Source organism: Alkanindiges illinoisensis DSM 15370, from assembly GCF_000619845.1.
Lineage (GTDB): Bacteria > Pseudomonadota > Gammaproteobacteria > Pseudomonadales > Moraxellaceae > Alkanindiges > Alkanindiges illinoisensis.
Genome location: NZ_JHUX01000004.1, coordinates 169,440 through 189,609, shown reverse-complemented (window position 1 = coordinate 189,609; position 20,170 = coordinate 169,440). Strand labels below are relative to the sequence as shown.

Genomic DNA, 20,170 nt, shown 5'->3' with positions numbered 1-20,170 from the left:
ATGCGCTTTCTTCAAAAATGCTGTATGCAAAAACACAACAAATACAGATTGTTATTTTAGTTAAGGCACAATCAGTTAAAACATAAAATGATACGTGAGAAATTCCATGGTAACGCTAACCACTGAAGAACAAGACAGTTTAACGGCAGCCCGTGATCGCATCCAGTTGGATTTGCAGACTGTTCTGGATCAGCAATTATTGCCATCACCGCTTAAAGAAGCTGTGCATCATGCAGTCATGCTGGGCGGCAAGCGGATTCGTCCCGCGCTCACTTATGCCACTGCCATTATGCATGAGCCAATCCTGAATATTGCGGCGCGCCGTGCTGCTGTCGCAATCGAGCTGATCCACTGTTATTCACTGGTGCATGATGACTTGCCTTGCATGGATGACGATGAGCTACGCCGCGGCCAGCCCACCTGTCACAAGGTTTTTGGTGAAGCCACAGCCTTGCTGGCGGGGGATATTCTGCAAACCATGGCATTTGAAGTCTTAAACAGTAATTATTTTTCACAGGATACCGAGAAAACACCGCGTGACATGGTGGTGAGCAGCCAGCAATCCTGTGTACTGGCACAAGCCGCCAATCGTATGGTGCAGGGTCAGGTTCTGGATTTAAGTGCGGAAAACAAAACCATTAGTGAACTGGATCTGGAAACCATTCACCTGAACAAGACTGGTGCACTCATCCAGGCTGCCATTGGTATGGGCGCACTCAGTGTTGGCATTGAAATGCGCGATTCCTTGTATAGCCAGCTGATTGAATTTGGCGGATTTTTAGGGCTGGCCTATCAGGTACAGGACGACATTCTGGATGTGACGGCAAGTACAGAAGCATTGGGCAAAACGGCTGGCCTTGACCAGCGTAACCAGAAAGCCACTTATCCTTCCATTATTGGACTGGATAAAGCCACTGCATTGGCACAGGATCTACACCAGCGCGCCTTTAATGCTTTAAAGAGCTTGCCTTATAGCGCCAAGGACATGGAACCGCTGGAAGGGATTGCCCGTTTTTTACTTAACCGTGAGCAGTAGCAGCATCATACTGTCCGGTTAAAAGCTATAAAAAAACTACCTGACACAGGTAGTTTTTTTGGCGTCATATTTGCTTTGAACTATAAAGCAAAAAGTTATGGCTTACCAATAAAGCCGCGTAAGGTATTCAACAAGTCGGCAGGCAATACCACGGTTTTACTGTTTGGCGATTTGGAAATTTCCTGCATGGCTTTGACATACTGCTCACCCAGAATATAGGTCACCGGCAGTTCCTTTTCACCAATTGCTGATGACACCAGATCAATGGCTTCCTGGCTGGCCTTGGCCAATACCACCTGTGCCTCAGCATCCCGGCGCGAGGCTTCAAGACGACCTTCCGCTTCCAGAATAGCGGCCTGTTTTTCACCATCGGCGCGGGTCACGGTAGCACGGCGCTGGCGTTCTGCGGCAGCTTGGGCTTCCATCGCTTGCTGCATGGTCGAGGACGGACGAATATCCTGAATTTCTACAGTTTTAAGCATAATGCCCCAGTCAGAAATATCATCTGAAATGGCTGCCTTTAAGCGTGCTTTGATGTGATCGCGTGAAGACAGGGCATCATCCAAATCCATTTCACCCACAATGGAGCGCAGGGAGGTCTGTACCAGATTTTGAATTGCCCAGGTATAGTTTTCAATGCCATACACCGCTTTTTCCGGCGTCACCAGATTAATGTATGCCACGGCATTCATGATCAGCACTGCATTATCACGGGTAATGACTTCTTGCGAGGGAATATCCAGCACAATATCCTTGGTGGTGACTTTATAGGCCACTTCATCCACATAAGGAATCACAAAGTTAAGGCCTGGATTCAGCGTACCATGATATTTACCCAGCCGCTGTACAATCCATTTGTAGCCTTGCGGCACTAAGCGTACCCCTTTGGCAATGGTCACCGCGACAAATATCAGCAGCACCAGCACCACAATAAAACTGCCTGACATCATTATTCTCCTTGTTATCACCGTTTTGCAAAAGCCTAATTTTTAATAACGACCAGCTCATTACCCAGTATTTCAACCACCGTAACCCGATCTCCCACCGCCAGTTCCTGCTGCGAGCGGCAGCGCCATTCATCAGCCCCTAGCAGCGGTATGGCAAAACGCACCACGCCTGTATGTTCAACCAGCGGCACAGCAATAATAATCCCCACTTGACCTAATATGGCTTCGCGGGCGAGACCAGCCTTGGTTTTATCGCGTGACAAGGGTTTAAGAAACTTGAACCACAGCACCGTAAAGCCAATTGACAGAATGATCCAGCTCATCAATTGGACTTCGGTGCCTAGCCTCGGAAATATCCAGAGCAGTACGGCCACCACACAGGCTGCCACACCAAACCAGAGTGCGGTAAATGAAGGAAGAAAAATTTCAAAGATAATTAATGCGAGTCCCAAAACCATCCAGTGCCAGGGTTGAAGGATCAAATCCATGGTTTTTCTCCTGCCTGCTGTTTACGTTATTATTTTGATCATACCGCAAGCCGCCATGGTTTGGGCGGCTATAGGATAAAATAAGTCAAAAAAGCAGTTTGGCTTAATCTTTTATTTTTATTGAAATTACTGCTTAAAAAACCTAGCGGGTAACAGATTGCCGGGCTCGGGCAGACTGCTTGAACTGCTGGATTTTCAGGTCAATGGCCGCCAGTTGTGCCTGTGCTGCCCGTTCACCTTCCAGAATGCTTTGATGACGGGATTTCAAGTCCATAACGCCCAGATTGCCCACCGCAGGCTTAATCACCACATCCGCTTGCGCGAGTTCCTGATTAATGCTTTGCTGACCCATAATATTCAGGGTCTGATCAAGCAGGCCCCATAAATTAGTAGATTGTCCAGCTTTGGGTCGGGCTGAAATATCAATGGCAATTACAATATCAGCGCCCATGTCACGGGCAGTTTGCACTGGAATTGGACTAACCAGCCCACCATCCACATAACGTTTGCCGGCAATCGTGGCAGGCACAAACACATTGGGAATACTGCAGGATGCGCGTACTGCCTGACCCGCATTACCACGGTTGAACGCGACCTTTTGCCCATTATCTAGTTGGGTGGCAATCGCCGCAAAGCGGATCGGGAATTGCTGAATGGGACGGTTGCCAACATTTTTATTGACATAATCCTGAAGTTTCTGACCAGTAATAAAGCCCTGTTTGCTAATGGTTAAATCACGGATATCGGCTTCTTCAAGCTGTAATGCCAGCTCCTGTAGCTGAAAAGGGGTCTTGCCACTGGCATACAGGCTACCCACAAAACTGCCTGCACTGGTTCCAGTCACAATTTTTGGCTTAATGCCATGCGATTCCAGCACCTTAATAGCACCAATATGAGCAAATCCCTTGGCACCACCACCGCCTAGCGCCAGCGCAATGACAGGTTCACGTACCTTAACCACTGGGGTAGTAGGGGTCACTGTTTTGCTGCTTTTATCGCAGCCAGCCAGTACGGCACAGCTTAATATCAATACAAAAAAACGATTCAAATAAGAATTTAACGACAGCATAGGTGCAAACAGGTGCTTAAAATAAAGCCGATATCATAAAAGCCTATTGCATAAAGACAAGCGCAATTTTGTCATTTGATACCTGATTTATCTTTATGATTACCGGTATTTTGACAGGATTTAAATAACCCATTTACCTCGCCTTAGATAGCCTAAAAAGTCCAGCCACCTGTCATAAATACAGTCATTGAAAAAAACTTTTACCAAACAGCATTGCAAATGAAAACACTTCTCATTTATTATACCACTTCACAAAACCTGCAAACTGTGCAGGGGAGCAGGTAGCTCGGTATTGCAACTAGGCAATATAGTCAAGGGACGGTGTACATCAGGCACGTTTTATTGAAAAGTCCTCGCGGATGAGTAATTGTTTATGACTGCAATGATTCAGGCAGACACAACACCAGCAAAGCAAAACAGCACCAAGCCCCATGCATTAGGGACAGTTGCTGTGGTACTGCTGGCGCATGTGGCCGTATTGGCTGCGCTAGCGACCATGAAGCCTATCACGCTTAAAATGCCTGAAACGCCAAAACCGGTGGAAGTTCGTTTCATCCAGCTTGAACAGCCAAAACCCAAACCACCTGAGCCTAAACCGCCCAAGCCGGAACCCAAGCCAAAGCCTAAAGAAGTCAAGGTGGTTAAGCAGCAGCCTAAGCCCTTGCCCAAACCTAAGCCAGTGCTGGCAACCCCGACTGTTTCCGAGCGACCACAGCCGGTGATTGCACCGCAGCCTGAGCCTTTACCAGAACCGGTAAAGCCTGTAGTGCCTGAGCCAGCACCTGTGCCACCACCGGTTGCCAAGCCAGAGCCTAAGCCGCAACCAGCACCGCCAACCACGCCACAACTGGTTGAAGGGGTGTCCTATATTCGTCCACCGCGTCTGGAAATTTCAGATAGTGACTTAAAAGGTCAGGCGCGTACTGTAAAACTAAGAATTTCCATTTCTGCCAGCGGTAAAGTTGACGATGTGCAAGTGGTGAGTAGTTCTGGTTTGTCAAACCTGGATCAAAAAGTTGCCCGTGCCTTAAAGCGCGCTACATTTACGCCACATCGGGTTAATGGGATTGCCGTGCCTGTTTATACCATCCAGCCATTTGAACTGAATTTATCTAAATAATGAGGAGCACCCGCTCATGAATTTTTCAATCTACTGGCAACATGCCGATGCCATCAGTAAAACCCTGTACTTTGTTTTACTGGCCATGTCGATTGCAACGTGGTGCATTTTTATCCTACGTGTCATGGCAACCCGTCAAGCCAAAAACACAGCAGTGCTTGCATTGACCCAATCGGTTGATAACCTGAAAGGCAAATTTTCTGTATTAAGTACCGAACAGCGCAAAGTAGTAGCCGAGCAGGCTTTATTACAGCAAATGGCCCGTAGTCGGGTTGATATTGAGCGTGGTTTGCCAGTGCTGGGGACGATTGCTTCCATTGCACCATTTGTGGGATTGTTTGGTACAGTCTGGGGTATTTTTCATGCACTGGTGGCGATTGGTAACAGCGGGCAGGCTGGCCTGGCACAGGTTGCTGCGCCGGTAGGTGAAGCGCTAATCATGACTGGTCTTGGTTTGGCCGTGGCGATTCCTGCGGTACTGGCCTACAACATTTGCACCCGCATGAACCGTGTCCTGACGCATGAGCTGCATGACAAGGCGCATAGCGTACTGATTGAAAACCTGCTGCCCGGTGCAACTAATCAAGAAACGACTCAGGCACATAAAGCAACAGCCAGCTCACTGGTTGGAGGGCAGGCCTAAATGTCCTTTAATCTGGGAGAAGAAAACGAACAGGGCATGAATGAGATGAACCTCATTCCCCTGATTGATATTATGCTGGTGCTGATGATCATCTTTCTGGTAACGGCCACTGTCATGAACCCCAGTATTCCGCTAACCTTGCCCAAAACTGATGCCTCAACACCGCCGCAACCACCCGAAATTGTGTCGGTAAACATTAATGCACAGGGGCAGGTGTACTGGAATCAGGATGCGGTCAGTCTTGAGCAACTGGCTGAGCGTATGAATGGGGCTGCCCAGCAGGCCAAAAAGCCATCATTACAAATTCGTGCGGATAAAGATGCCCGTTACGATACAGTAGCGCAAGTGATGGCGCGTGCCAGCAAAGCCGGTTTAAGTGATCTGGCGTTTGTCAGTGATGCGCCTGCGTCTTAATAACCGATGAAGTGACTAAAAATTTAACAGCTTCTGTTTGCAAAACGCGGTCTGGCCATAGGTTCTAGGCCGCATCTTTTTATAGGTGGCTTTAATTTTTAGTGATATGAATATTTTATGCTAAGCAACTTAATACAGCACAAGCCATTGATAATTTTAATAAAAAGAAGATAAGGATTATTAGCCATTAAGAGGCCAAAGGTAAATATTTTATCTTTATTAAAGAACATCAATTTTTATCAGGCCCAACAAAAAACTCCCTTACGGGAGTTTTTTGTATTCAAGCATTAATCAGCAAATTAACGCTGGTCTACCTTGACAAAATCACGCTGGGTCGCGCCAGTGTACAACTGACGTGGACGGGCAATCTTGTAAGGTGCGCTATGCATTTCCAGCCAATGGCTAATCCAGCCCACAGTACGCGCCAGTGCAAAGATTACGGTAAACATTGCAGTGGGGATACCAATGGCTTTAAGGATAATGCCAGAGTAGAAGTCAACGTTTGGATACAGGTTGCGCTTAATGAAGTATTCATCACTTAGTGCAATTTTTTCCAGTTCCATAGCCAGTGCAAGCTGAGGATCATTGATACCCAGAGCAGCCAGTACTTCATCACAGGTTTGCTTCATGACTTTGGCACGTGGATCAAAGTTTTTGTAAACGCGGTGACCGAAGCCCATCAGCTTCACTTCCTTGCGTTTTACTTTTTCCATGAACTCAGCCACATTTTCAACGCTGCCAATTTCATCCAGCATTTTCAGCACGGCTTCGTTAGCACCGCCATGCGCAGGACCCCACAGCGCCGCAATACCAGCCGCAATACACGCATATGGATTGGCACCAGTAGAGCCAGCCATGCGTACCGTAGAGGTAGAAGCATTTTGCTCGTGGTCAGCATGCAGGGTAAAAATACGGTCCATGGCTTTGGCCAGTACCGGATTTACCTTGTAGTCCACATCAGCAGGGGTAGCAAACATCATGTACAGGAAGTTTTCAGCGTAGCTCAAATCATTACGCGGATACATGAACGGCTGGCCGATGGTGTACTTGTAGCTCCAGGCCGCAATGGTTGGAATCTTGGCAACCAGACGGATTGCAGTAATTTCACGGTGTTTTGGATTTTCAACGTCCAGACCATCGTGATAGAACGCAGACAGCGCACCTACCACACCACACATTACTGCCATTGGATGCGCGTCACGGCGGAAACCGTTATAGAAGCGCTGAACCTGATCATGCAACATGGTGTGGTTGCGAACCAGTTTATCAAACTCATCTTTTTGCTCGGCATTCGGTAACTCGCCGTGCAACAACAGGTAGCAAACTTCCAGATAATCTGCTTTTTCAGCCAGTTGATCAATTGGATAGCCGCGGTGTAATAAAACGCCCTTATCACCATCGATAAATGTAATTTTGGATTCACAGGCAGCAGTTGCCATAAAACCAGGATCAAAGGTGAAGTGTCCTTGGGCCAACACATCCTTTACATCAATAACGTCTGGCCCGAGTGTGCCGCTGTAAATTGGTAGATCAATTTGTTTGCCATCAAGCGAAAGAACGGCTTTTTTGCCAGTTGCGTCAGACATTCAAAAACTCTCCTGTCCTGGTGTTATAGGATGCGATTGTGCGGAAAATCAATTACAAGACAAGTAATTGTTAAATTCCGTTAACGCCATGTAAAAAAATGCGCTATAAGCTTAGTTTGAACTAAAATTTTGTCAATCATACTTCAAGCTAAAATGCCAATTTAATCAAAAAAAGTCATCACAAATACGACCTTGGTTGATTGCTTTGCTGATGCATGGTCACAATAATAAATGACAGGCAAGCAGCCAAAGTCACATAGCATACAATATGCCAAAGTTATTGGTGACAATCCTATTTGTAAGCAGATTTGTAAAAAATTGCCATTCCTGAATCTTTAAGACCAAAAAAATGCAGTATCAAAGTTTTTATTAAGCTAATTTAATGAATTGAATGATAATTTTTAAATAAATGCAGATGCTGCTTTTTAGGGCAATGGCTTAAAATTATTCTTAGACTTTAGCCGCATAAATTTTACTTGACCTTATTAAAAGATTTTTTTCAGGCATATTTTGGCAAACTATCCATTAAAGCAAGAAGGCCACTTGGAACTGCTCTAGCACTTGGCATCTCTAGCATGCAGGCTAAAATCATGTAAATGATAATGCATGCATCAGGCAGGAGGTTATGGAATTACAGCCTGACTAAAGAAGCAATTCTCATTTGCGCTTCAAAAAAAACGAAATTCATTTTCGCTGCCAGTTTGTAATTAAATCATAACAGCACTATAATTTCGTGTCGTTTTTAACAGGCTTAGCGCCTGTTTCGCCAGCTTTCCTTCGAATTAATACAAACTCCAATGGGAGTTTTTACCTACAGGATGCCCGCTGTGAAAAGCAACAGACCTGTCAATTTGTCCATGGGCCAAGTGTTAGCGGTAAATTTGCGCTCTCCCGTGGCTATTGCTTCGATTCTACACCGCGTGTCTGGAATCATCATTTTTTTACTTATTCCTGTATTGCTCTGGCTATTACAGGGTTCTTTGGCTTCTCCAGAACGTTTTGCCTATGTGCATGACCAGATTTTCGGCAACCTGCTTGTCCGTCTGGTGGTGTGGGCATTTGTGGCTGGTCTGATCTACCATTTGATTATGGGCATCAAGCACTTGCTTGGCGACATCGGTTTCGCTGAGGGCCTGCAAAGTGGCCGTGCTGCTGCGACTACTGCGCTGGTACTTTCTGCCATTGGTATTGTGGCGTCATTTATCTGGTTGGTGGTGCTGTGATGAGAAGTGCAACAGGTTTGACCGGTTCCGGTTCACGTGACTGGATTGTACAGCGCCTGAGTGCTGTCATTCTGGCGGTATATACCATTCTGATTCTGGGCTGGATTTTGCTCCATCCTGGTTTTGACTACACGGCCTGGTATGGCTTTATGATGACCCTGCCGATGAAGATTTTTAGCCTGCTGGCTATTTTATCTCTGGTTGGGCATGCATGGGTGGGCATGTGGACAGTATTTACTGACTACATTACGCCAGCGCAGATTGGTCCTTCTGCAAGTGCATACCGTCTGATTCTGCAATGTGCAACGATTGTTGCAATAATTGTGTTTATGGTCTGGGGTATCCAGATTTTCTGGGCACATTGATAGGAACATATCATGGCAGCAACTGATCTTAATAAATCAACCCCACATCAAGATTTTACCAATATTGAAACCCTGAACTTCGATGCCGTGATTGTTGGCGGCGGTGGTTCGGGCATGCGTGCATCTTTGCAGCTGGCTGAGGCTGGCTTGAAGGTTGCCGTATTGACCAAAGTATTCCCAACCCGTTCTCACACCGTTGCTGCCCAGGGTGGTATTGGTGCGTCTTTAGGCAACATGCAGGAAGACAACTGGCACTACCATTTTTATGACACCGTCAAAGGTGGCGACTGGTTAGGTGATCAGGATGCCATTGAGTTCATGTGCCGTGAAGCACCCAAGGTGGTGTATGAGCTTGAGCATATGGGCATGCCGTTTGACCGCAATGAAGATGGCACCATCTATCAGCGTCCGTTTGGTGGTCACTCTGCCAACTACGGTGAAAAAGCCGTGCCACGTGCCTGTGCTGCCGCTGACCGTACTGGCCATGCGCTGCTGCATACCCTGTACCAGAAAAACCTTGAGCTGGGTACCCAGTTCTTTGTGGAATGGATTGCACTTGACCTGATTCGTAACGAAGCGGGTGATGTTCTGGGTGTAACGGCCATTGATCAGGAAACTGGCAATGTGGCGGTATTCCAGGCTAAGGCAACCCTGTTTGCAACTGGTGGTGCAGGCCGTATTTTCCGTGCGTCTACCAATGCCTATATCAATACCGGTGACGGTTTGGGTATGGCATCCCGCGCGGGCATTCCATTGCAGGATATGGAATTCTGGCAGTTCCACCCGACTGGCGTGGCTGGTGCTGGTGTACTGTTAACTGAAGGCTGCCGTGGTGAAGGCGGCGTGCTGCGTAACAAGAGCGGTGAGCCGTTCATGGAACGTTATGCGCCCACCTTAAAAGACCTTGCCCCGCGTGACTTTGTTTCCCGTTCCATGGATCAGGAAATCAAGGAAGGCCGTGGCTGTGGCCCGAATGGCGATTACGTGGTACTGGATCTGACCCATCTGGGTGCGGATACCATCATGAAACGTTTGCCATCCGTATTCGAAATTGGCAAGAAGTTTGCCAACGTAGACTGTACCAAAGAGCCAATTCCAGTAGTACCGACCATTCACTATCAGATGGGTGGTATTCCAACCAACATTCATGGTCAGGTGGTTGTTCCCAAAGGGGATAACCCTACAGAAGTTGTAAAAGGCTTCTATGCGATTGGTGAGTGTTCATGTGTAAGCGTGCACGGTGCAAACCGTCTGGGTACCAACTCACTGCTTGATCTGGTGGTGTTTGGTAAGGCTGCTGGTGAACATATCATTGATTATGTGACCAAGCATCATGGCGATGACTATGCGCCATTGCCAAATGCAGTGCTGGAAAACACCAACCGTCGCTTGAATGCCCTGCAAAATTCGTCTACTGGCGAAAATGCGCAGGATGTTGCGGATGCGATTCGTGAAGTCATGCAGCAGCACGCCGGTGTGTTCCGTACACAGGCTCTGATGAATGAAGGTGTCAAACAGATTCTTGCGCTGGCACCACGGGTGAAGAACCTGCATTTGAAAGACAAATCCAAAGTATTCAATACTGCCCGTATTGAAGCACTGGAAGTTGAAAACCTGTATGAAGTTGCCAAGGCAACCATGATTTCTGCAGCGGCGCGTACCGAGTGCCGTGGTGCGCATACCGTGGTTGATTATGAGTTGCCGGGTGATCACCCAACCTATGCCAATGGTCGCCGTGATGACGAATGGATGAAGCATACGCTCTGGTATTCTGTTGACAACCGTCTTGAATACAAGCCTGTGCGTCAAAAGCCACTCACAGTGGATGAAATTCCACCTAAGCCACGTACATTCTAATCAGGAGTTCAAGATGAGCAGAGGTACTCGTACTTTCGAAATTTATCGCTATGATCCTGATAAGGATAAAGCACCCTATATGCAGACATATACGCTGGAGCTGAATGATAGCCACCGTATGTTGCTGGATGCATTGCTTGAGTTGAAAAAGCAGGATGAAACCCTGACTTTCCGTCGTTCTTGCCGTGAAGGAATCTGTGGTTCTGATGGCATGAACATCAATGGTAAGAATGGTCTGGCCTGTTTATTGAACCTGAACGAACTGCCACAAAAGATCGTCATTCGCCCATTGCCGGGCTTGCCGGTGATCCGTGATCTGGTGGTCGACATGAACCAGTTCTATGTTCAATATGAAAAGGTTCGCCCTTATCTGTTGAATGACCAGCCTGCGCCACCAAAAGAGCGTTTGCAGTCACAGGAAGACCGTGAAAAGCTGAATGGCCTGTATGAATGTATTCTATGTGCCTGTTGTTCAACCTCATGCCCATCGTTCTGGTGGAACCCGGACAAGTTTCTGGGACCATCTGCACTGATTCAGGCATACCGTTTCATTATTGATTCGCGTGACACAGCACAGGCCGAACGTCTGGCACGTATGGATGATCCATTTAGCCTGTTCCGTTGCCGCGGTATCATGAACTGTATTTCGGTATGTCCAAAAGGCTTGAATCCAACCAAAGCCATTGGTCATATCCGTAATCTGTTACTGGAGCAGGCAGGCTAAATCTGTTTCGTTCTGTCAGAAAACGCGTCCTTGAGGCGCGTTTTTTGTTTTTTCGCTGCAGGTTAACTGTAAAAAACCCGTGTGTTTCTTTTTAGTGCAGTTATGCTTCAACTTTGGTCTTATTTGGGCTGAAAACAGGGCATAAATCTCGTATGCTATTCATTATCAGCAGGATTATTTCACGGCTTAATATCAGCTATTGAATAAAAAAATCCAGATGGTTATGTAACTCATGATACGATTTGTCACATGAAAAACAGATGATGAAAGGTCATAATAATAGCCATTATTGATAACGCTTTTTGTCTGTATTTGAAAGTTTTGCCAGATTTACTGGACAGATGCCGCTGAATAAGTCGCATTCGCCAAGCCAAAAGACCTGTGTCTTACACTATCCTTTGTTTTGGCCAATTCGATTTGCAAAAATTGCCCGTTTTAGGACGGGTACGGTGTACGGCTAGATAAGTAAGTAAAACAGGGTAACGTGTCTGACGTAAAAGCCTGTTTTACTTGTCTGTCTGGAAGCATGCGTTTGCCAGTTAACCTGGCTTGGTTGTGTTGTCGTCGTGTGTGGGTGGCTTGGATTCTTAATCTGGGGCATTTACGCAGCATTAAAGTTTTGTATCCGAAACTTTAATGTGAAGTGGCTTGTTTATCCGGCAAGCTATTATTTTTGCAATTGAAAAATGGGTCGTCTCATGCAAGAAGTTGTTGACGCACAGCGTCTGGACACAGAATTATCCGCAGAAAATGCGGCATATATTGAAGAACTTTATGAATGTTACCTCACTGCCCCAGAAACAGTAGGAGACGATTGGCGGGCCTATTTTGATCAGTTCCCCAAAGGGGATCAGCCGCATCGCAATATCAAAGAACAATTTCTATTACTAGCCCGCAATAGTACCCGTGTGCAACCCATGCCGCAAAGTTCAGTCAGTACTGAGCATGAGCGCCGTCAGGTTGGGGTACTGCAACTGATTGCAGCCTATCGCAACCGGGGTCATCAAAAAGCCAAACTTGATCCGCTTCATCTGGCCAAGCGTGAGCAAGTGCCTGATCTGGATCTGGCGGCGCATGGCTTGTCACGTTCCGATCTGGATACGGTTTTTCAGACCGGTAATCTGGCCATTGGCAAGGTTGAAACCACACTGGGTGAAATGGTCGATGCCATGGAGGCCATTTATTGTGGGTCGATTGGCTCAGAATACATGCACATTGTAGATACCAAGGAAAAGCGCTGGATTCAGCAGCGTCTTGAAGGTGCCCGTGGCCAGTTTAATTTTAACAGTGAACAAAAAACCGCAATTTTAGAGCGTCTGACTGCTGCTGAAGGTCTGGAAAAGTATCTGGGCAGTCGTTATGTCGGCGCCAAGCGTTTTGGCCTGGAAGGTGGCGAAAGTTTTATTCCCATGATCAATGAAATCATTCAGCGTTCCGGTAAGGCAGGAACCAAGGAAGTGGTCATTGGCATGGCGCACCGTGGCCGCCTGAACATGCTGGTCAATATTCTGGGCAAGAACCCGGCTGACCTGTTTGGCGAGTTTGAAGGCAAGACCTTTAACAAGAAGGGTTCTGGTGATGTGAAATACCATCAGGGCTTTTCCAGTAATGTGATGACACCCGGTGGAGAAATTCATCTGGCGCTGGCATTTAACCCATCCCACCTTGAAATTGTTGGCCCTGTGGTTGAAGGTTCAGTGCGGGCCCGTCAGGTACGCCGTGAAGATATTGGTGGTGACGACGTACTGCCAATTATTGTGCATGGTGATGCTGCTTTTGCCGGGCAGGGTGTGGTGATGGAAACCTTCCAGATGTCACAAACCCGCGGTTATACCGTGGGCGGCACCATGCATGTGATTATTAATAATCAGGTTGGTTTTACCACCAGCAATCAGGAAGATGCGCGTTCGACTGAATACTGCACTGATATTGCCAAAATGGTGCAGGCGCCGATTTTCCATGTCAATGGTGATGATCCTGAGGCAGTGGTGTTCATTACCCAGCTGGCACTGGATTTCCGGCAGGAATTCCGTAAAGACGTGGTGATTGACCTGTTCTGTTACCGTCGCCGTGGTCATAATGAAGCGGATGAGCCGTCTGCAACCCAGCCGCTGATGTATCAAGTCATTAGCAAGCTACCAACAACCCGCACCTTATATGCTGACAAGCTGATCAAGGAAGAAGTGATTAACCGTAGCGATGCTGACAATATGATTGAAAGTTATCGTTCTGCATTGGAGGCTGGTGAACACGTGGCCAATGCCTTGGTACGTGAGCCCAATAAAAAGCTGTATGTAGACTGGTCGCCTTATGTCGGTCATCAGCTGGAAGATAGCTGGGATACAGGTGTTTCACTTGAACGCCTAAAAGAGCTAGGCCAGAAAATGGCACAGCTCCCGCAAGGGTTTGTGCTGCAAAAGCAGGTGCAAAAAGTCATTGATGACCGTCTGAAAATGCAAACCGGTAAACTGCCCCTCAACTGGGGTGCGGCAGAAACAATGGCGTATGCCACCTTGCTGGATGAAGGCTATCTGGTTCGGCTCACCGGTCAGGATGTAGGCCGTGGTACTTTTTCGCATCGTCATGCCAAGCTATTAAGCCAGACAGATGGCAGCCAGTATATTCCGCTGTGTCACATTAAGGAAAACCAGCCCCGTTTTGCACTATATGATTCTTTGCTTTCCGAAGAAGCTGTGCTGGCGTTTGAATATGGTTATGCCACCACCATTCCAAGCAGCCTGATTGTGTGGGAAGCCCAGTTTGGCGACTTTGCCAATGGTGCACAGGTGGTGATTGACCAGTTCATCAGCTCAGGCGAAACCAAATGGGAGCGCCTGTGCGGCCTAACGCTGCTGTTGCCGCATGGCTATGAAGGACAGGGGCCTGAGCATTCCAGCGCGCGTCTGGAGCGTTTCCTGCAATTGTGTGCTGAAGACAACATGCAGGTTTGCACGCCAACTACACCCGCGCAAATTTTCCATTTATTACGTCGGCAGGTGGTTCGGCCAGCCCGTAAGCCGCTGGTGATCATGTCACCCAAGAGCTTGCTGCGCCATAAGCTGGCGACCTCAACACTGGATGAACTGGCCACTGGTCGCTTTGAAACTGTGATTGATGAGGTGGATAACCTGGATAAATCTGCCGTTAAGCGCGTGGTACTGTGCGGTGGCAAGGTTTATTACGATTTGCTGGAAAAACGCCGCGAAGAAGAACTGGATGATGTGGCGATTGTGCGCATTGAGCAGCTTTATCCATATCCGCAAACCCGTGTGCGCGAAGTGTTATCGCAATATCCAAATCTGGAACGCGTCATGTGGGCACAGGAAGAACCACAGAATCAGGGTGCATGGCTGTTTATTGCTCACCTGATCTATAGCGATGTGGCCAGTCTGCGTCCAGACCAGCTTATCCCGGTCAACTATGCTGGTCGTCCAGCCTCGGCAGCACCGGCCAGTGGTTCACCCTATTTACACGCAAAACAGCAAGCTACTCTGGTGATTGATGCCCTGGGTCTTGACTCTACAAGTAAGCCTGATCAACAAGGAGAATCCTAATTATGGCAACCGAAATTAAAGCACCCGTCTTTCCAGAGTCAGTTGCTGACGGCACTATTGCAACCTGGCACAAAAAAGTAGGCGAGCCTGTTTCCCGCGATGAAGTGATTGCTGATATTGAAACCGACAAGGTTGTGCTGGAAGTTGTAGCGCCTGCGGATGGCACCTTGAGCAATATTGCCAAGCAGGAAGGTGAAACCGTACTGTCTGGCGAAGTGATTGCAACCTTTGAGACAGGTGTTGGTGCTGTTAGCGCAAACGACGTTGCCAAGAATGTTGAAAAAATTGAAGCAGGCGCAACCCCGATTGTAAAACGTGATGAGCCGGCAGCAACCCAGCAAACTGGTGAATCTTCCAACGATCAAAGTCCAGCGGTACGCAAGGCAGTATCCGAGCAGGGTCTGGATATCAAGGATATTTCCGGTACAGGTCGTGGTGGCCGTGTCACCAAGGAAGACGTCACCAATCATGTGAATGCGCCTAAAGCAGCAACACAAACCTCAAGCCAGCCAGCAACTGCACAAGCGCCTACTGCATTGAGCCAGGCGGTTGGCGAACGTGTAGAAAAACGTGTTCCTATGACCCGCTTGCGCAAGCGTGTGGCTGAGCGTTTATTGTCTGCCACCCAGCAAACTGCCATGTTGACCACATTCAATGAAGTCAACATGAAACCCATTATGGACATGCGCAAGCTGTATCAGGAGCGTTTTGAAAAGCGTCATGGCACCAAGCTAGGTTTTATGTCGTTCTTTGTTAAAGCAGCAACTGAAGCCCTAAAGCGCTATCCGGCAGTGAATGCTTCTATTGATGGCGATGACATTGTTTACCATGGTTACTATGACATTGGTGTGGCGGTATCTTCTGATCGTGGTCTGGTCGTGCCCGTGCTGCGTGATACGGATCGCCTGAACCATGCCGAAGTAGAAAAAAACATTATCGACTTTGGTAAAAAGGCACGTGAAGGCAAGCTGTCGATTGAAGACATGACTGGCGGTACCTTTACCATTTCCAATGGCGGTACCTTTGGTTCATTACTGTCCACGCCAATTCTGAACCCGCCCCAAACCGCTATTTTGGGCATGCACAAGATTCAGGAACGTCCAATGGCGGTGAATGGTCAAGTGGTCATTCTGCCGATGATGTATCTGGCGCTGTCTTATGACCATCGCATGATTGATGGTAAAGAAGCTGTTGGCTTCCTGGTTGCGATTAAACAGTTTATTGAAGATCCAGCGTCCTTGCTGCTTGATTTGTAGGCTGCTTGATCTGTAATTGGCTCAATGAAGTTCAAGTGCTTGTCATTAATACAGGCAAGCACAAATTTCTGATGATTTGCCTCTTGAAAAAATTAAGCCACTTACAGAAGCCTGAGCTTTTGTAAGTTAAGGAGTAAAACTATGGCACAACAATATGACCTGGTCGTCATTGGTGGTGGCCCGGGTGGCTATGAAGCTGCCATTCGTGCAGCCCAACTGGGCTATAAAGTTGCCTGTATTGAAAAACGTATACATAACGGCAAGCCTTCCATGGGCGGCACCTGCCTGAACGTGGGCTGTATTCCGTCCAAAGCGCTGCTGGATTCCTCCCATCGTTATGAATCGACACAGCATGACCTACAAGCACATGGCATTGGTACCGGTGATGTCAGCATTGATATTGCCACCATGCAGGCGCGCAAAACCAAAGTGGTTGAGCAGCTAACCGGTGGCGTTGCCCAGCTGTTAAAAGGCAATGGTATTGACTGGCTACAAGGCACAGGCAAGCTGCTGGCTGGCAAAAAAGTAGAATTTATACCACTCAACGGCGACGAAGCTCAAACCCTTGAGCCGAATTATGTAATTCTGGCATCAGGTTCAGTGCCGGTTAATATTCCGGTAGCACCTGTTGATGAAGCGCTAATCGTGGATTCTACTGGTGCGCTGGCGTTTGATCAGGTGCCTGCCACTCTGGGCGTCATTGGTGCCGGCGTGATTGGCCTTGAACTGGGTTCAGTATGGCGCCGTCTGGGTAGCCAAGTGGTCATTTTTGAAGCACTGGACAGTTTCCTGCCCATGGCGGATAAAGCACTGGCCAAGGAAACCCAGAAAGTGCTGACCAAGCAGGGCCTTGATATTCGCTTGAATGCCAAGGTTACTGCCACTGAAACCAAAGATGGCAAGGTTACCGTGAAATACAATCAGGCAGGCGAAGATAAGGAACAAACCTTTGACAAGCTGATTGTCTGTGTTGGCCGTAAGCCATATGCCGAAGGACTGCTGAGTGACGATGCAGGTATCACGCTCACTGAACGCGGTTTTGTACAGGTTGATGACCAGTGCAAAACCTCGGTTGATGGTGTGTATGCGATTGGCGATCTGGTACGTGGCCCAATGCTGGCACATAAAGCCATGGAAGAAGGCGTGATGGCCGTTGAGCGTATTCATGGCCATGCCGCGCAGGTGAACTATGACACCATTATCAGTGTGATTTATACCTTCCCTGAAGTGGCGTGGGTAGGCTTGTCTGAAGAAGCGGCCAAGGAAAAGGGCATTGAAGTGAAAACCGGTCAGTTCCCGTTTGCAGTGAATGGCCGGGCGCTGGCCGCTGGTGAACCGGCAGGGTTTGTCAAGTTTGTGGCTGATGCCAAGACTGACCGCCTGCTGGGGATGCATGTGCTGGGTAGTGGTGCAGGTGACATGGTGCATCAGGGTATGATTGCACTGGAATTTGTGTCCAGTGTAGAAGACTTGCAGTTGATGACTTTTGCACATCCCACGTTGTCTGAAGCGGTGCATGAAGCTGCCCTGTCGGTAGATGGGCGTGCCATTCATGCCATTCAGCGTAAGCGCAAATAGCAGGTTTTGAAGAAATTTGAAATGAAGTAAGCAGGAACACTTTTACGTATTTTTTAATACCTAAAGTGGCTGTGTGTCTGGAATACGAAAGTGCTGCCTGATTATCGATCATGATAGGCAGGCAGGGCAGTATTTAAATTAACCAACGATTATACGGTTAGGTCTATCAATGAATTTACATGAATATCAAGCAAAAGCGTTGCTTAAGCAATATGGTATGCCGGTACAGGAAGGCATTTTGGCAACTACGCCAGAAGAAGCAGCTGAAGCGTTTGAGAAGATTGGTAACTTTGCCGTCATCAAGGCTCAGGTTCATGCGGGTGGCCGTGGTAAGGCAGGCGGTGTAAAGATCGCCAAGAGCAAGGAAGAAGCGGCACAAATTGCCCGTGACCTGATTGGAACCCGTCTGGTGACCTATCAAACTGATGCCAATGGCCAGCCTGTAAACAGTGTACTGGTTTGTCAGGATGTTTATCCGGTTGAGCGTGAGCTGTATCTGGGTGCGGTGATTGACCGCTCAACCCGCCGCGTAACCTTTATGGCGTCTACCGAAGGCGGCGTAGACATTGAAAAAGTCGCTGAAGAAACCCCGGAAAAAATCATTAAAGTCACTGTTGATCCCTTGGTGGGTCTGCAACCATTTGAAGCGCGTGATGTGGCGTTTCAACTGGGCTTAAAAGACAAGCAAATCAATCAGTTTGTAAAGCTGATGAAAGGCGCCTATCGTGCTTTTATTGAAAATGACTTTGCCCTGTTTGAAATCAACCCGCTGTCTGTGCGCGAAAATGGCGAAATCCTATGTGTCGATGCCAAAATTGGTATTGATTCCAATGCGCTGTATCGTTTGCCTGAGATTGCTGCATCGCGTGACAAGTCTCAGGAAAACGAGCGTGAGCTAAAAGCCTCCGAGTTTGAGCTGAACTATGTGGCGCTGGAAGGCAATATTGGCTGTATGGTGAATGGTGCCGGCCTTGCCATGGCGACCATGGATATTATCAAGCTGTACGGTGGCCAGCCAGCCAACTTCCTTGATGTAGGCGGCGGTGCAACCAAGGAGCGCGTGATTGAAGCATTCAAGCTGATTTTGGCGGATACTTCGGTACAAGGCGTTTTGATCAATATTTTTGGTGGTATTGTGCGTTGCGACATGATTGCAGAAGCCATTATTGCCGCGGTAAAAGAAGTGAATGTCACTGTTCCTGTGGTCGTCCGGCTGGAAGGTAACAATGCCGAGCTTGGTTCCCAGATTCTGGAGCAATCAGGTCTTAAACTTATTCCAGCGCAGGGCCTGGCCGATGCAGCGGAAAAAATTGTTGCAGCCGTGAAAGCCTAAGGAGCATTAGCATGAGCGTATTAATTAATAAAGACACCAAGGTTCTGGTACAGGGCTTTACCGGTAAGAACGGCACATTCCATTCCGAACAAGCCATTGCCTATGGCACCAAAGTGGTTGGTGGGGTAACACCGGGTAAAGGTGGTTCAACCCATCTGGATCTACCTGTATTTAACACCATGCGTGAAGCTGTGGATCAAACCCAGGCAGATGCAACGGTTATTTATGTACCGGCACCATTTGTACTGGATTCCATTATTGAAGCAGTGGATTCTGGCGTTGGCCTGATTGTGGTGATTACCGAAGGCGTACCGACCATCGACATGCTGGAAGCCAAACGCTATCTGGAAACCAATGGTAATGGTACGCGTCTGGTTGGCCCGAACTGTCCGGGTGTGATTACACCGGGCGAGTGCAAGATTGGCATTATGCCGGGTCATATTCACCTGCCGGGCCGTATTGGGATTATTTCCCGTTCCGGTACACTGACCTATGAAGCCGTGGCGCAAACCACCAAGCTGGGTCTGGGACAGTCAACCTGTATTGGTATTGGTGGTGACCCGATTCCGGGCATGAACCAGATTGATGCCCTCAAACTGTTCCAGGATGATCCGGACACTGATGCCATTATCATGATTGGTGAAATTGGCGGTACGGCGGAAGAAGAAGCGGCTGAATACATCCAGTCCAACGTGAACAAGCCTGTTGTAGGTTATATCGCCGGTGTGACAGCACCAAAAGGCAAGCGTATGGGTCACGCAGGTGCAATTATTTCTGGCGGTAAAGGCACCGCTGAAGAAAAATTTGCAGCGTTTGAACGCGCAGGTATGGCTTACACCCGAAGCCCTGCTGAACTAGGTTCAACCATGTATCAGGTATTAAAAGATAAAGGCATGGTTTAATACCTGCTTTTGATCTTTGTTTTAAAAGGGCGCTTCGGCGCTCTTTTTTATAGGTATCAGCAAGTATTGTCTATT

General features: G+C 47.9%; 17 protein-coding genes. 13 read left to right on the top strand and 4 right to left on the bottom strand.

All coding sequences use genetic code 11. From position 1 onward, the window contains the following. Positions 1-106 precede the first annotated feature (106 nt). The gene (locus Q337_RS0109710; protein WP_026471434.1) at positions 107-1,036 is read left to right on the top strand and encodes a polyprenyl synthetase family protein; all 930 of its coding nucleotides are present in this window, start codon (positions 107-109) and stop codon (positions 1,034-1,036) included. A 95-nt stretch (positions 1,037-1,131) separates the two neighbouring features. Here Q337_RS0109710 and Q337_RS0109705 read toward each other — a convergent pair whose 3' ends face one another. The 3 genes from Q337_RS0109705 to Q337_RS0109690 all read right to left on the bottom strand — a co-directional run bounded on the left by Q337_RS0109705 (position 1,132) and on the right by Q337_RS0109690 (position 3,540). Further along, positions 1,132-1,983 carry an SPFH domain-containing protein gene (locus tag Q337_RS0109705; protein WP_026471433.1) on the bottom strand — a complete coding sequence of 284 codons (852 nt, stop codon included), beginning with the start codon at positions 1,981-1,983 and terminating at the stop codon, positions 1,132-1,134. Positions 1,984-2,018: 35 nt separating this feature from the next. Beyond that, the gene (locus Q337_RS0109700; protein ID WP_026471432.1) at positions 2,019-2,471 is read right to left on the bottom strand and encodes an NfeD family protein; all 453 of its coding nucleotides are present in this window, start codon (positions 2,469-2,471) and stop codon (positions 2,019-2,021) included. 142 nt (positions 2,472-2,613) lie between these two features. After that, on the bottom strand, positions 2,614-3,540 hold the full coding sequence (locus Q337_RS0109690; protein ID WP_051526765.1) for a patatin-like phospholipase family protein: 927 nt from the start codon (positions 3,538-3,540) through the stop codon (positions 2,614-2,616). 373 nt (positions 3,541-3,913) lie between these two features. Between Q337_RS0109690 and Q337_RS0109680 the strand changes: the two genes are divergently transcribed. The 3 genes from Q337_RS0109680 to Q337_RS0109670 are packed head-to-tail and all read left to right on the top strand — an operon-like array spanning position 3,914 to position 5,717. Next, positions 3,914-4,660: an energy transducer TonB gene (locus Q337_RS0109680; RefSeq protein WP_156935767.1), complete on the top strand. Its 747-nt coding sequence runs from the start codon at positions 3,914-3,916 to the stop codon at positions 4,658-4,660. Positions 4,661-4,676: 16 nt separating this feature from the next. Next, positions 4,677-5,303 carry a MotA/TolQ/ExbB proton channel family protein gene (locus Q337_RS0109675; RefSeq protein ID WP_026471429.1) on the top strand — a complete coding sequence of 209 codons (627 nt, stop codon included), beginning with the start codon at positions 4,677-4,679 and terminating at the stop codon, positions 5,301-5,303. Next, positions 5,304-5,717: an ExbD/TolR family protein gene (locus Q337_RS0109670; protein WP_026471428.1), complete on the top strand. Its 414-nt coding sequence runs from the start codon at positions 5,304-5,306 to the stop codon at positions 5,715-5,717. It abuts the gene before it with no gap. A gap of 299 nt (positions 5,718-6,016) precedes the next feature. On the opposite strand, the gene gltA is transcribed toward Q337_RS0109670, so the two are convergent. Next, on the bottom strand, positions 6,017-7,303 hold the full coding sequence (gene gltA, locus Q337_RS0109665; protein ID WP_026471427.1) for a citrate synthase: 1,287 nt from the start codon (positions 7,301-7,303) through the stop codon (positions 6,017-6,019). Positions 7,304-8,121: 818 nt separating this feature from the next. On the opposite strand from gltA, the gene sdhC reads away from it, so the two are divergent. The 9 genes from sdhC (at position 8,122) to sucD (ending at position 20,095) form a co-directional block, all read left to right on the top strand. Beyond that, a complete protein-coding gene (sdhC, locus tag Q337_RS0109655; RefSeq protein WP_083698576.1) occupies positions 8,122-8,526 on the top strand; it encodes a succinate dehydrogenase, cytochrome b556 subunit in 405 nt (134 codons plus the stop codon). Continuing rightward, positions 8,526-8,891, top strand: coding sequence for a succinate dehydrogenase, hydrophobic membrane anchor protein (sdhD, locus tag Q337_RS0109650; RefSeq protein WP_026471425.1), 366 nt, complete (start codon positions 8,526-8,528; stop codon positions 8,889-8,891). The genes sdhC and sdhD overlap by 1 nt, the downstream gene beginning before the upstream one ends. 12 nt (positions 8,892-8,903) lie before the next feature. Continuing rightward, complete coding sequence (sdhA, locus tag Q337_RS0109645) at positions 8,904-10,748, top strand: succinate dehydrogenase flavoprotein subunit (protein WP_026471424.1); 1,845 nt, start codon at positions 8,904-8,906, stop codon at positions 10,746-10,748. A gap of 13 nt (positions 10,749-10,761) precedes the next feature. Continuing rightward, positions 10,762-11,472 carry a succinate dehydrogenase iron-sulfur subunit gene (locus tag Q337_RS0109640; RefSeq protein ID WP_026471423.1) on the top strand — a complete coding sequence of 237 codons (711 nt, stop codon included), beginning with the start codon at positions 10,762-10,764 and terminating at the stop codon, positions 11,470-11,472. A 698-nt stretch (positions 11,473-12,170) separates the two neighbouring features. Then, the gene (locus Q337_RS0109635; RefSeq protein ID WP_034279993.1) at positions 12,171-15,026 is read left to right on the top strand and encodes a 2-oxoglutarate dehydrogenase E1 component; all 2,856 of its coding nucleotides are present in this window, start codon (positions 12,171-12,173) and stop codon (positions 15,024-15,026) included. 2 nt (positions 15,027-15,028) lie between these two features. Next, a complete protein-coding gene (gene odhB / locus Q337_RS0109630; protein ID WP_026471421.1) occupies positions 15,029-16,282 on the top strand; it encodes a 2-oxoglutarate dehydrogenase complex dihydrolipoyllysine-residue succinyltransferase in 1,254 nt (417 codons plus the stop codon). A gap of 141 nt (positions 16,283-16,423) precedes the next feature. Beyond that, positions 16,424-17,860: a dihydrolipoyl dehydrogenase gene (gene lpdA, locus Q337_RS0109625; RefSeq protein ID WP_026471420.1), complete on the top strand. Its 1,437-nt coding sequence runs from the start codon at positions 16,424-16,426 to the stop codon at positions 17,858-17,860. A 169-nt stretch (positions 17,861-18,029) separates the two neighbouring features. Next, the gene (sucC, locus tag Q337_RS0109620; RefSeq protein ID WP_026471419.1) at positions 18,030-19,193 is read left to right on the top strand and encodes an ADP-forming succinate--CoA ligase subunit beta; all 1,164 of its coding nucleotides are present in this window, start codon (positions 18,030-18,032) and stop codon (positions 19,191-19,193) included. Positions 19,194-19,204: 11 nt separating this feature from the next. Further along, entirely contained in the window at positions 19,205-20,095 is an 891-nt protein-coding gene (sucD, locus tag Q337_RS0109615) for a succinate--CoA ligase subunit alpha (RefSeq protein WP_026471418.1), read from the top strand. The last annotated feature ends 75 nt before the right edge of the window (positions 20,096-20,170 follow it).

Excerpts from the sequence above, each read along its gene's own strand:
- Q337_RS0109680 (WP_156935767.1), top strand. The coding sequence starts at position 3,914 with ATGACTGCAATGATTCAGGCAGACACAACACCAGCAAAGCAAAACAGC.
- Q337_RS0109700 (WP_026471432.1), bottom strand. The coding sequence starts at position 2,471 with ATGGATTTGATCCTTCAACCCTGGCACTGGATGGTTTTGGGACTCGCA.
- sdhC (WP_083698576.1), top strand. The coding sequence starts at position 8,122 with ATGCCCGCTGTGAAAAGCAACAGACCTGTCAATTTGTCCATGGGCCAA.
- Q337_RS0109635 (WP_034279993.1), top strand. The coding sequence starts at position 12,171 with ATGCAAGAAGTTGTTGACGCACAGCGTCTGGACACAGAATTATCCGCA.
- Q337_RS0109675 (WP_026471429.1), top strand. The coding sequence starts at position 4,677 with ATGAATTTTTCAATCTACTGGCAACATGCCGATGCCATCAGTAAAACC.
- Q337_RS0109690 (WP_051526765.1), bottom strand. The coding sequence starts at position 3,540 with ATGCTGTCGTTAAATTCTTATTTGAATCGTTTTTTTGTATTGATATTA.
- odhB (WP_026471421.1), top strand. The coding sequence starts at position 15,029 with ATGGCAACCGAAATTAAAGCACCCGTCTTTCCAGAGTCAGTTGCTGAC.
- sdhA (WP_026471424.1), top strand. The coding sequence starts at position 8,904 with ATGGCAGCAACTGATCTTAATAAATCAACCCCACATCAAGATTTTACC.
- sucD (WP_026471418.1), top strand. The coding sequence starts at position 19,205 with ATGAGCGTATTAATTAATAAAGACACCAAGGTTCTGGTACAGGGCTTT.
- sdhD (WP_026471425.1), top strand. The coding sequence starts at position 8,526 with ATGAGAAGTGCAACAGGTTTGACCGGTTCCGGTTCACGTGACTGGATT.
- Q337_RS0109705 (WP_026471433.1), bottom strand. The coding sequence starts at position 1,983 with ATGTCAGGCAGTTTTATTGTGGTGCTGGTGCTGCTGATATTTGTCGCG.
- Q337_RS0109670 (WP_026471428.1), top strand. The coding sequence starts at position 5,304 with ATGTCCTTTAATCTGGGAGAAGAAAACGAACAGGGCATGAATGAGATG.
- lpdA (WP_026471420.1), top strand. The coding sequence starts at position 16,424 with ATGGCACAACAATATGACCTGGTCGTCATTGGTGGTGGCCCGGGTGGC.
- sucC (WP_026471419.1), top strand. The coding sequence starts at position 18,030 with ATGAATTTACATGAATATCAAGCAAAAGCGTTGCTTAAGCAATATGGT.
- gltA (WP_026471427.1), bottom strand. The coding sequence starts at position 7,303 with ATGTCTGACGCAACTGGCAAAAAAGCCGTTCTTTCGCTTGATGGCAAA.
- Q337_RS0109710 (WP_026471434.1), top strand. The coding sequence starts at position 107 with ATGGTAACGCTAACCACTGAAGAACAAGACAGTTTAACGGCAGCCCGT.
- Q337_RS0109640 (WP_026471423.1), top strand. The coding sequence starts at position 10,762 with ATGAGCAGAGGTACTCGTACTTTCGAAATTTATCGCTATGATCCTGAT.